This is a genomic window from Candidatus Galacturonatibacter soehngenii, from assembly GCF_008830185.1.
Classification (GTDB): domain Bacteria; phylum Bacillota; class Clostridia; order Lachnospirales; family Lachnospiraceae; genus Lachnotalea; species Lachnotalea soehngenii.
This window is the reverse complement of the sequence record NZ_WAGX01000006.1, coordinates 35,240-46,880: the sequence shown is the minus strand read 5'-3', so window position 1 is coordinate 46,880 and position 11,641 is coordinate 35,240. Positions and strand designations below refer to the sequence as shown.

General features: G+C 34.2%; 16 protein-coding genes. All 16 read left to right on the top strand.

What is annotated here, in order from left to right; all coding sequences use genetic code 11:
- The first annotated feature begins 64 nt into the window (after window positions 1–64).
- The 16 genes from F7O84_RS14630 (at window position 65) to F7O84_RS14555 (ending at window position 11,616) form a co-directional block, all read left to right on the top strand.
- Window positions 65–493 (top strand): phage tail terminator family protein, encoded by a 429-nt coding sequence (locus F7O84_RS14630; protein ID WP_151146920.1) that lies wholly within the window; start codon window positions 65–67, stop codon window positions 491–493.
- Between the two features lies 1 nt (window position 494).
- A complete protein-coding gene (locus F7O84_RS14625; RefSeq protein WP_151146917.1) occupies window positions 495–674 on the top strand; it encodes a hypothetical protein in 180 nt (59 codons plus the stop codon).
- Window positions 674–1,978 carry a phage tail sheath family protein gene (locus F7O84_RS14620; RefSeq protein ID WP_330578798.1) on the top strand — a complete coding sequence of 435 codons (1,305 nt, stop codon included), beginning with the start codon at window positions 674–676 and terminating at the stop codon, window positions 1,976–1,978. The genes F7O84_RS14625 and F7O84_RS14620 overlap by 1 nt, the downstream gene beginning before the upstream one ends.
- 16 nt (window positions 1,979–1,994) lie before the next feature.
- Window positions 1,995–2,492, top strand: coding sequence for a phage tail tube protein (locus F7O84_RS14615; protein WP_320411229.1), 498 nt, complete (start codon window positions 1,995–1,997; stop codon window positions 2,490–2,492).
- A 13-nt stretch (window positions 2,493–2,505) separates the two neighbouring features.
- Window positions 2,506–2,916 carry a phage tail assembly chaperone gene (locus tag F7O84_RS14610; protein ID WP_192451778.1) on the top strand — a complete coding sequence of 137 codons (411 nt, stop codon included), beginning with the start codon at window positions 2,506–2,508 and terminating at the stop codon, window positions 2,914–2,916.
- A 320-nt stretch (window positions 2,917–3,236) separates the two neighbouring features.
- Entirely contained in the window at window positions 3,237–5,420 is a 2,184-nt protein-coding gene (locus F7O84_RS14600; protein ID WP_151146905.1) for a tape measure protein, read from the top strand.
- Window positions 5,421–5,423: 3 nt separating this feature from the next.
- Window positions 5,424–6,113, top strand: a complete 690-nt coding sequence (locus F7O84_RS14595) for a LysM peptidoglycan-binding domain-containing protein (protein WP_151146902.1) — start codon at window positions 5,424–5,426, stop codon at window positions 6,111–6,113.
- Between the two features lie 8 nt (window positions 6,114–6,121).
- Window positions 6,122–7,081: an XkdQ/YqbQ family protein gene (locus F7O84_RS14590; RefSeq protein ID WP_151146899.1), complete on the top strand. Its 960-nt coding sequence runs from the start codon at window positions 6,122–6,124 to the stop codon at window positions 7,079–7,081.
- Window positions 7,081–7,446, top strand: a complete 366-nt coding sequence (locus F7O84_RS14585; RefSeq protein WP_151146896.1) for a DUF2577 domain-containing protein — start codon at window positions 7,081–7,083, stop codon at window positions 7,444–7,446. The genes F7O84_RS14590 and F7O84_RS14585 overlap by 1 nt, the downstream gene beginning before the upstream one ends.
- Window positions 7,447–7,455: 9 nt before the next feature.
- Window positions 7,456–7,866, top strand: coding sequence for a DUF2634 domain-containing protein (locus tag F7O84_RS14580; protein ID WP_151146894.1), 411 nt, complete (start codon window positions 7,456–7,458; stop codon window positions 7,864–7,866).
- The gene (locus F7O84_RS14575) at window positions 7,866–8,942 is read left to right on the top strand and encodes a baseplate J/gp47 family protein (RefSeq protein ID WP_151146891.1); all 1,077 of its coding nucleotides are present in this window, start codon (window positions 7,866–7,868) and stop codon (window positions 8,940–8,942) included. The genes F7O84_RS14580 and F7O84_RS14575 overlap by 1 nt, the downstream gene beginning before the upstream one ends.
- Window positions 8,935–9,477: a putative phage tail protein gene (locus tag F7O84_RS14570; protein ID WP_151146888.1), complete on the top strand. Its 543-nt coding sequence runs from the start codon at window positions 8,935–8,937 to the stop codon at window positions 9,475–9,477. The genes F7O84_RS14575 and F7O84_RS14570 overlap by 8 nt, the downstream gene beginning before the upstream one ends.
- A gap of 15 nt (window positions 9,478–9,492) precedes the next feature.
- Window positions 9,493–10,266: a hypothetical protein gene (locus F7O84_RS14565; protein WP_151146885.1), complete on the top strand. Its 774-nt coding sequence runs from the start codon at window positions 9,493–9,495 to the stop codon at window positions 10,264–10,266.
- A gap of 309 nt (window positions 10,267–10,575) precedes the next feature.
- Window positions 10,576–10,953, top strand: coding sequence for a hypothetical protein (locus F7O84_RS14560; RefSeq protein ID WP_151146882.1), 378 nt, complete (start codon window positions 10,576–10,578; stop codon window positions 10,951–10,953).
- A 12-nt stretch (window positions 10,954–10,965) separates the two neighbouring features.
- On the top strand, window positions 10,966–11,067 hold the full coding sequence (locus F7O84_RS19395; protein ID WP_279238008.1) for a CD1375 family protein: 102 nt from the start codon (window positions 10,966–10,968) through the stop codon (window positions 11,065–11,067).
- 108 nt (window positions 11,068–11,175) lie between these two features.
- Entirely contained in the window at window positions 11,176–11,616 is a 441-nt protein-coding gene (locus F7O84_RS14555) for a phage holin family protein (RefSeq protein WP_151146880.1), read from the top strand.
- Window positions 11,617–11,641: the final 25 nt, after the last annotated feature.

Here is an 11,641-nt window from a genome sequence, read left to right as displayed (position 1 = left end):
GGTGCAATACGTTAAATTGGCTATCTAAAAAGCTTAAATCTTTTATAAAGGAGGTCTTTAAGCATTGATTTACAAAACGATAATAGGCATATCACAAGCCTTAAAGGAAGAATTCAAAGAAAACTGTGTTGTGTTTAATGAAGAAGAACAGGAGTTAAAATCTTCTTGCTTCTTAATCGTACCTACTAAATACGAGCAAAAACAAAAATTAGGTAATAGATATGAGCTATTACAATCTTTTGAAATACGCTACATTCCATTAAATGCAAAAGAATATACACTAGAATGTGCTAATGTAATGCCTAAGTTGTTTGCTACATTAGAGTATATAACAATAGACGGTGATTTAACAAGAGGGACAAATATGAGTGCACAGATACAAGATGGTATGTTGCATTTCTTTGTAGATTTCAATCTGTTTGTACTTAAGGTTGAGGAACGATTTAACATGGAGACAATGCAATCTGGTGTATTGTTAAAGGAAGGAGAATAAAATGTCAGTAAAAAAAAGGATGAAAACGTCCAATACATTTACAAAAGAACAGATTTTAAACGCAAAGAAGTATATTCACTTAAAAGATTTGGTGAATGTACTTCTTTTTGATTCTAAGACTTACACATTTGTGGAAGTTGATAAACTAATTCAAGATTTTAAGAAAGGTAAGGTAAAATAATGTTAGGTGGAGGAAGTTATACAATTCAAAACAAAGTACTGCCAGGTGCTTACATTAATTTTGTCAGCGTAGCAAGAGCGAATGCTGCATTATCAAATCGTGGGGTGTGTGCAATTCCCATGCCATTAAATTGGGGAATTGATGGAGAAGTATTCACAGTAGAAAATAGTGATTTTGAAAAAGATTCACTTAAAATATTTGGGTACAGTTATGATGCAAATGAAGTAAGAAACATTAGAGAAGTGTTTCAAAATGCTAAAACGCTACATATTTATCGTATCAATAGTGGAGAAAAGGCGTCAAATGTTTATGCAACAGCACGATACAGTGGAACAAGAGGTAATGATATCAAGATTGTCATTCAGACAAACGCAGATGATGAAACGAAGTTTGATGTCATTACCTACTTAGAAACAGCTAAAGTAGATACGCAAACAGTTACAGAAGCAAAAGAGCTAGTTGCAAATGCATTAGTTACATTTCATACTGATGCTATATTAGAATTAACTGCTGGGATTGAACTAACAGGTGGATCCAACTTAACTACAATATCAGGTACACAATATCAAGAAGCATTGGATAAGCTTGAAAGCTACTCCTTTAACACCCTTGGATGTATATCAAGTTCAAGCACAATTAAGGCATTGTATGGAGCTTATACAAAACGAATGAGAGAGGAAGTAGGCGTTAAGTTTCAAACCGTTATCCATGGATATCCTGCAGATTATGAGGGAATTATTAATCTTAAAAATAAAGTGACTAATGAAGGGGTAGAAGAATCTGCTTTGATTTATTGGACAGTAGGAGCACAGGCTGGTTGCGCTGTAAACAGATCAACTACGAATCAAACATACAATGGAGAATACGAAGTTTTTACTAATTATAAGCAATCTGAATTAAATGCAGCAATTGAAGCAGGCGAATATGTATTTCATAAAGTTGGAACAGAGGTTAGAGTGCTTACCGATATTAATTCTTTTGTAAGCTTTACAAATGATAAAAATTCCGATTTTAGTATAAATCAAGTGATTAGAGTGTTAGATCAGATGGGAAATGATATAGCGGTACTGTTTAATACTAGATATTTAGGAAAGATTCAAAACAACGAGTCTGGAAGAGTTGGTTTTTGGAATGATCTAGTAACCTACAATAAAGAACTTGAAACCTTAAATACAATTGAAGGTTTTCAAAGTACAGATGTTACAGTAGAAGCAGGAGATGATAAACGTTCTGTAGTTGTGACAAATGTAGTGCAACCCGTAGCAGCAATGGAAAAATTATACATGACCGTGCGAGTGGCTTAAGAAGGGAGAACAAAGTATGATGAAAATGAATTTACAGCATTTTGCTGAAACAACAATGAATGCAAAGGACGCCGTAAGTGCTAAGTTAGGTTCTTGCTATGTTACGATTGGGGATAATCGTTACCTGCTTATGCAGTTAAAAAATATTGAGATTAAATACGAAAAGGATAAAAGTGAAGTTCCAATTCTTGGACGTACGACAAAGGGGAATAAAACCAATGGCGGTAAAATTACTGGTTCAGCTACCATTTATCATAATACAGATATTTTTACTGAAATGATTTATCAGTATCAAGAAACAGGATTAGATGTATATTTTGATATGGTTCTTACAAATGACGATCCAACCAGTGCAGCAGGAAGCAGAAGTGTCACGATTAATGGATGTAATATTAATGGATCTTTAATTGCAAGTATGGATGCAGATGGTGAATGGTTAGAACAAGCAATTGATTTCACAGCAGAAAGATTTGATATTGCAAAAGCATATAAAATTTTAAATGGAATGCAATAATAGGAGGATAAAAATGAGTCAATTTAACGCTTTTTTAAAACAAAATAAGGTACAAAGAAAAAATATTCAGTTTGCAGCAAGTGAAAATTTTAAGGATAAAAATGGTGCACCAATTTTATGGGAAATCCGTCCTTTAAGAACAAAAGAAGCAGATTATATTCGTAGTGAATGTACTACCATCAAAAATAAGAAAGTGGATGTAGACAATGCAAAGTTTAATCGAATGATTGCAGCAAAGTGTACGGTATTTCCAAATTTAAACGATAAGGAGCTTCAAGATAGCTATGGTGTAATGGGAGCAGAAGACTTGATTGTAGAAATGCTTGATAACGACGGAGAGTATCAGTTATATTGTCAAAAAATTCTTGAAATTTCTGGATATAACAAAAATGATGCGCAGTTGGTAGAAGAAGCAAAAAACTAATAAGTGAAGGCGATGGAGAAGCAAATTATGCGTACTATTGCCTTCATAAACTTAAAATATTACCTTCGCAATTTGCATCAATGGATCGATATGAGAAAGCATTTATCATTGCCTCGATTGATTTGAAAATTGAGGCAGATAAAAAAGAAGCTGCCAGAGCAAAAAAAGCTGGAAAGAAGTAGCTTCTATAAACGGTTAATCTATATGCAAAAGTGACGTTATCAGTTATGAGATATAAAAAGAATAAATGGTTTTTATAATAATGATATAAAAGCTACTTTCTAACAGGAGGTGGCTTTTATTTTGTTTGGAGGTGGCAAATGGAAAATATAGGTACGGAATTAGCTGTGTATAATACATTACCAACGGTATTTAACACAATGAATCAGTCGATCAGTTTTTGTATTGTTAGTTTTGAAACGTTGCAAAAGATTATGAGAAGAGGTATGAATACAACAGAAATCTATGAAGCATGTGAGGTAATAGATGATACCACTGCGGCGGCACAAAACTTAGAAAATCAGGTAAATGACATTGAACCTGCTACACAAAAGGTTGCATCGGGATTTTCGGGTTGGGACAAAGCCGTTTCGATGGGAAGTAAGGCTTTAGGTTTTGTTAAAGATAAGCTTGAAAAGATTGGTGTCATGGATGTAAGTGGTGCTTTTGATGCATTAGATTCCTCAAATCTTTTTTCAAAAACAGTTACTAATATGACAGGTGATGCAAATTTGGCAAATGCGGCACTTGCAAGTTTAAAAAGTACAGTTTCAGGAACGGCATATGGACTTGATACAGCAAGTAAGTCCGCACAAGGTTTTTTAACAAGTGGAATGTCTCTTAACGATGCAACGAATCAGGTTCGAATATGGGGAGATGCAGTCAGTTATTATGGCGAGGGAACGAACGAGCAATTAGAAAGTGTAGTTGGCGCAATAGGAGAGATGTATAGCCAAGGAACCGTTGAGCCAGAACAACTTAATCAGCTGTTTGACGCAGGTATTGGTGCTGCTGAAATATATGCACAATCAGTAAACAGATCGGTAAGTGACGTAAAAAACGATTTGTCCAACGGAGCTATATCAGCACAAGAGTTTATAGGAACGCTAAGTCAAGCCCTGGACTCTGGAGCATCAAGTGGAGCGGCTAAGACTATGGAAGGAACCTGGGTGTCTACCTTTGATAAGATGAGAAATTTCTTTACAAGCGGGTGGGTATCAATATTAGAAAGCGTTGATACGGCATTAGCCTCACAAGGACTTCCTGGTTTAAAGGAAATGGTGGCAGGATTTGGAGGAATTGTAGGGCAAGTTATGGGTGGAATTGCAAATTCAATGAATGTTGTTATTGCAATTGCAAGCATTTTGTTTAATATTGTAAGCGCCGTAGGTGGGGCTATATATGATAATTGGGATATTCTTAGTCCTGTCATATATGGTATTGCAACTGCAATGGCTTACTATGCAGGTTTTTTAGCTATTACAAATACGCTTGAATTGATAAGCAAGGGACTGAAAATAGCAAATGCTATAGTAATGGCTGTACAAACAGCAACATCATGGGGACAATTTACTGCTTTATTGGCTGTTCAGGGTGCACAATTAGGATTAAATGCAGCTTTGTTAGCGTGCCCACTCACTTGGATAGTATTAGCCATCATAGCGGTTATCTCCATCATTTATATAATTATTGGAGTAATAAATCATTTTGCAAATACTTCCATTAGTGCAACTGGGGTAATAGCTGGAGCATTTGCAGTGCTATGGGCTCATATTATGAACGAATTTATTATACCAACATGGAATATATTGGTGGCAATAGCAAACTTTTTTGCAAATATATTTAATGACCCAATAGCAGCAGTAAAAGTTTTATTCTTTGATTTGGCACAAACGGTTATAGGCTACATTTTAAACATGGCAAATGCAATAGAATCAGTAATTAATAAAATTCCCGGAGTAAAAGTGGATATAACAAGTGGACTCGATAATTTATATAAGCAAATAGAAGTAGCTTCTCAAACGGTAAAGGATGCAGGTGGCTGGCAGTCAACAGTAGAAAAAATGGAATTTATAGACTATACGGATGCAGCAAAGACAGGATATAAATTTGGAGAAGGAATTGACGAAAAAATATCAAATTTATTTTCTGGAACAAATGATACAGCATTTAATTTATTAAAAGAGTTAGATGATAAAAAGTTAAATCCATGGGAAGGAGCTAATAATATAGATACGACCTTAGGTAATATCAATGAAAATACAGCAGTTGGAGTTGACAATACAGGAAAAATTGCCGATTCCATGGAAATAACCGAGGAAGATTTAAAGTATTTAAGAGATATCGCAGAAAGAGAAATCATAGATAGAACAATTTTTCAGTCGCTTAATGTGGATATGGGCGGTGTTACGAATACCGTTAATAACATGAGTGATTTAGATGGTATTGGAGATTATTTGGGTGATTTAATAACAACAACAGCAGCATCAAGCATGGAGGGATAAATTATGTATCGTATGTATTTAGGAAAACTAAGAATACCAGTATTTCCTGAAAAAATTACAATGAAGATAAATGGAAACAATAAAACAGTTAACCTTATAAATGGTGGAGAAGTTAACATTATAAAGCCAACTGGTTTGACTGATATTGAATTTGATATTTTGCTACCCAATCAAAAATATCCATTTGCTACCTATGGCAACGGAGATTTTCGAAGAGCTTGGTATTATTTAGCAAAGTTAGAATGGCGTAAGCAAAAGAAGAAGCCATTTCCGTGGATTGTTTACAGGACCTTACCTGATGGAACAAAGCTCTTTTCTTCAAGTATAATGGTAACGCTAGAAGAATACACAATAAAAGAGGATGCAAAAGAAGGATTTGATGTTGTCGTATCGCTAAAGTTTAAACAATATGCTAATTATGGAGTCAATAAAGTAAAACTTGTAACAAATTCAGATGGAACAGTATCAATAAAACTCCAAAAAGCGAGAGCAATATTGTCTGACAAAAAACTGCGAGTGCCAACTACACACAAAGTTGGCACCAATGAAACGTTATGGAGTATTTGCAAGTATTATTATGGAGATGCTCTTGATTATAGAACCATTTGGTTAGCCAATAGAGACAGGCTAAAATTAAAATCACCGGAAGAGATACCTGTTGGAGTCATATTAGAGATACCAAGACGAGATTGAGGTGCGTTATGAAGATACAATTATTAACTTATACTCAAAATGCTATTTATGAACCTTGCGTAGAGGAAGAAATTGAGCTTACAAGTGAGAGAAAAGGCATGCCAGCAAAGCTTGTGTTTAAGGTGCTAAAAGACAAAGGCTATCCGATGTATGAGGGGCAAGCGGTCACATTAAAAATAAATAATAAAGGGGTTTTTTATGGATACATATTTAGTAAAAGTAGGGATAAAGAGCAAAGAATTACTTATACCTGTTATGATCAACTAAGATATTTGAAGAATAAAGATACTTATGTTTATACTGGGTTAACAGCAGGGCAAGTAATACATTTGATTTGTGCAGACTTTAATCTGCGTGTGGGAAGTATAGCAGATACTGGATATGTAATAGCACAACGAATTGAAAACAATAAAACTTTATTTGACATTATTCAAAATGCTCTTGATATTACAATGACGAATACAAATACCCTTTATTGCTTGTATGACAATTACGGTTCCATTACCCTTAAAAATATATCGGATATGAGAGTCCCTATCGTAATAGATTCTGAAACAGGTCAAAATTTTGATTATAAAAGTAGCATTGATGAACAAACGTACAACAAAGTAAAGCTTACATTTGACAACAAGGAAACAGGCAAAAGAGATGTCTATATTGCCCAAGACAGTAACAACATGAACCAGTGGGGAATTTTGCAATATTTTGATACTTTACAAGAAGGTGAAAACGGTTCGGAAAAAGCAAATCAGTTATTGTCTTTTTATAATAGAAAGAGTAGGAACCTAACAATCAAAGATGCATGGGGCGATGTTAGGGTTAGAGCTGGATCATCAATCATTGTTTCTCTAAAACTAGGAGATATTACAGTCAATAATTTCATGATGTGTGAAAAGGTGGCACATAAATTTAGCAATAACCTACACACAATGGATTTAACATTGATAGGAGGTGAATTTATAGCATAATGGCAAATTTAAATGAATCAATCAAAAAAGTAGCTTTGGCAGCCGTAAACGAAGGAGAGCCAGCTACTTTTTGTTTTGGAACTGTTACAAGTGCAAGTCCTCTAAAAATTCAGGTTCAGGATGATCAAAAGTTATTACTTACAAAAGAGTTTCTTGTGTTAACTAAAAATGTAATCGATTATGATACAGAGGTTCAGATTACTTGGGAAACAGAGTTGGAAAATGGACCTGATTCACATAAGCATGAAATAAAAGGAAAAAAGAAAGTTAAGATATTAAATGCCCTTAAGCAAAATGACAAAGTGGTAATGATAAAACAGCAAGGCGGACAAAAGTATTTAGTAATTGATAAAATAATGGGATGAGGTGGTTAGGTGATTCCTAATTTGAATTTAGATGATGATATATTAGAGGATTTGAATGAAAAAAACGATCCATCATACACTTATAAAATGGATAAAGAGAATTACAGAATTTTAGATTATTGTGATGGATTGGAAGCGGTAAAGCAAGCAGTTTATAAAATACTAAACACAGAGAGGTATGATTACACAATCTATTCTCAAAACTACGGGATTGAACTGGAGGAACTATTTGGAGAACCCACTTCTTATGTCATTCCAGAACTGGAAAGAAGAATAATAGAAGCCCTTTCAATGGATGACAGAATAGAAGAGGTTTATAATTTTGATTTCAATACAACAAGTAAAGGCATTGTTGCAGTGACATTTCATGTTGATACAATACATGGCTCTACGAAAATAGATATGGAGGTAGAATACTGATGTATGAGGATAAAACATATGAATCGCTACTTAACGAAAAATTGAGTAAGGTAGATTCAAAATTTGATAAGCGAGAAGGCTCGATTATTTATGATGCGCTAGCGCCAAATAGCGCTGAAGTCGCCATGATGTATCTTCAACTGGAATGGATGTTTGAGCAAATGTTTGGGGATACCGCAGACAGAGAGTATCTAATAAAGATGGCAAAAGATACAAGAGGGATAGAACCTAAACCTGCAACTTATGCAATATTAAAAGGAGCATTCAATATTGCAGTTCCAATAGGTACGAGATTTAGTCTTGGTACTCTTAATTACATAGTTACAGAGTTAATTGACGATACAAATCATACTTATAAAGTACAGTGTGAAACAATTGGCACAGAAGGCAACAAGCACTTTGGAACAATGATACCTATTAATTACATATCTGGTCTTTCAACATGTGAACTTACAGAGTTATTAATACCTGCCCAAGAGGAAGAAGACACAGAAGTATTTCGTAAAAGATGGAGAGATTCTTTTAATGCAACAGCATTTGGTGGAAATAGAGCCGATTATATGGAGAAGATAAAAGCAATTCAAGGTGTGGGTGGTGCAAAGTGTTATCGAACAACAAATGAGCTTGGAGAGTTAGTAGGAGGGCATGTGAAATGTGTGATAATGTCATCTGATTATGCAATTCCATCTACTACATTAGTACACACAGTACAACAAAGAATTGATCCAACACAGGATATGGAAGGGTATGGATTGGCTCCAATCGGACATATTGCGCACATACAAGCAGTTAAAGGAAAAGTAATTAACATTTCTTGTAAGATTACATATGAACCTAGATATGGATTTGCAGATGTGAAAAGTTATATTGAAGGTGCAATTGATAATTATTTTAAATCATTAATCGAAACATGGGAAGATAGCGACCACTTAATTGTAATATTAAAGAAAATTGAATCAGAAATCATAGACGTTATTGGAGTAAAAGATATATCTGATACTTTATTAAATGGAAGCGCAAGTAACGTTATATTAGATCCTGATGAAATACCGATAAGGGGTGAAGTGATTGGATAGAAAACTTATTAAATATCTTCCTTTATTCATGCAGACATATACAGAAATTGAACAGATTATGAATGCAGAACAAGAACAAATAGAAGGCCTTTGGGACGCACTTAAAGGATTATTAAAAGAAGCTTTTGTGAGTGATGAATCAGAAGTAGGCGCGAAAAGATGGGAAAGTATTTTAAATATCACGCCGCTTGATACAGAATCTTTACAACTAAGAAATTTCAGGATTCAAAGCAGATTGATAGAAGATTTACCATTTACGCGTAGAACTTTAAAAAATCAATTAAAGGCTTTATGTGGAGAAGATGGCTACAAAACTATTCTAGATGGCGATAACTTTACACTTCATGTAAAAGTGGCATTGACAACAAAAAAGTTAAAGGGAGAAGTGGAAAGACTCTGTGAAAGGGTTGTTCCACTTAATTTATTTGTAGACGTAACGCTTATGTATCATACACATAATTTGCTTGGTCCATATGTGCATGACTATTTGTATCTTTACACACAACAACAACTAAGGGATGAACCATTTGAGTAATAGGAGGTATTAGAATTGGAAATAACAACACACGGATTAAAGAAGCCAGGTGGCGATGATTTTTATAACATTCAAGATCATAACGATAACACTGACATAATAGAACAACATTTAAGCGATACTGATATTCACGTGAATTCGCAAGAGATTGCGCAAATAACAGAAGTGGAGACTCTTGCGCAGATAGATGAGTATGATACAATCATTTCAGTGTGGGGAAAAGTAAAAAAAGTAATTAGCACTCTTATAGAACACATTTCCAGTGTTGCAACAGGGAGTACTCTTGGGCATATAAAAATAGGTACAGGGCTTCAAATGAATAGCGGTACTGCATCAGTGAAATTAACGGATAGTGTTTCTACAGATGATAGTACAACGGCTCTTTCGGCGGCTGGTGGTAAAAAGATAAACGACAGTTTAAATAAGATAGGAGTTGTTTATGCTAAAAGATTTCTTAATCTAAGTATACCAATTCCTACCACATGGACACCATTGACAGATACAGTAACTATATCTGAAAGTGGAATATATTTAATATCAATAAATTCAATGTGGATAGTACCAAATTCAACAACAAGATTTACCATACGTGCTTTTATAAACGGTTCAGAGCAACCAAATTTGAGTTGTGAAGCACCTGTTCAGCAACCATTTGTAAGCACCAGTATAACTGCTCCTATTACCCTAGTTGCTGGAAGTACTGTGGATGTTAGAGGTTATGTGACTCCAGCTATCCCATCGGTAGAAAATAATAACAACCTTTCGTTAACAATTACTAGGATAAAATAAGTAACGTATTTATTATTTTATTTTTCCAACACATTAAATCGTTATTATTCATGATAAGCTATTAAGAATTTGCATATATTTGGGTTTGGCATTCCACCGCTAACTCGCCACATAGCACTTATTGCGCTTTCTTGCAAAGGATATAGCGTACCTCATCTATAACATCAGAAATATTTATAGATCCCGCTAGCTGATATCCTCCTAATGAACCAGAATAAGGAACCAATGCGGGCGTTGTTACAGTATGATACTTAAACTTTACTAAACTGTCGTTTAACAAATTTAAAAAATGAAAGAAAGGGTGATTTTTTGAAAGTAAAATTAACAGATGGAACAATAATCGAGGCACAAGTAAAAGAAGAAAAAAACACAGTTACACTTATTACAGAGGTAGCAACCCTCAATGATTTGTCATTTTTGTACAATCAGTTTACAAATTTTAATCTAAGCAATGTTGTTGTTACCTACACGGATGGTACATTTGGGGCATATAAGAATCTAAAGACTATTGAATCGACATGGTCGAAAAAGGCAAATGTTATATCTACCACAATTACATTAACAAGTAAAACAGAATTTGAGATGAAGGTAGATGAATTAGAAAAAGAAGCAAAAAGCAACTTAACAGACTTGACACAAACACAAATTGCATTGACGGAAGTTTATGAAATGCTATTAAACATGTAAGGAGGAATTAAAATGGCTGAAATATACGCTTCCCTTATAAAAAAGGGAATAAAAACAATTGATGAGGTACCAATTAATTTAAAAGAAAAAGTTAAAGCTTTATTAGGAGCATAATTATAAAACACAAGATAAGCTGTAAAATAAGACAGAAAGCCGTAAGGAGCCGTAAAGGCTCTTTTTTGCGGCAGCAGAAAACAAATAAAATAGAAAAGAGGATTAGAGATGGAAAAAATTAATTATATAAAAGCAGTGATAATTACTGTTTTTGGAGGAATTGGAAGTTTTTTTGTAAAAATGATTGGTGGATGGACGCCTGATTTAACAACTTTATTGATTCTTATGGGACTTGATTTTGGTATGGGCCTTTTAATTGCCGCTATCTGGAAGAAAAGTGGAAAGTCAAAAACAGGTGCTTTGAACAGTGTTTCTTCATGGAAGGGTTTGTGTCGAAAGGGAATTACACTAACTATTGTATTAATAGCCTACAGGTTAGATTTAACCTTAAAAGTTGATTATATAAGAACGGCTGTAATTTTAGCATTTTTAGTGAATGAATTAATTTCCATAGTTGAAAATGCAGGAATTATGGGGATACCTCTGCCAAGAGTATTAATTAAAGCTATAGACGTGTTAAAAGAAAAATCAAGCACAGAGGGTGAGTAAAATCACTCTCTTTTTAGGAAAAAGA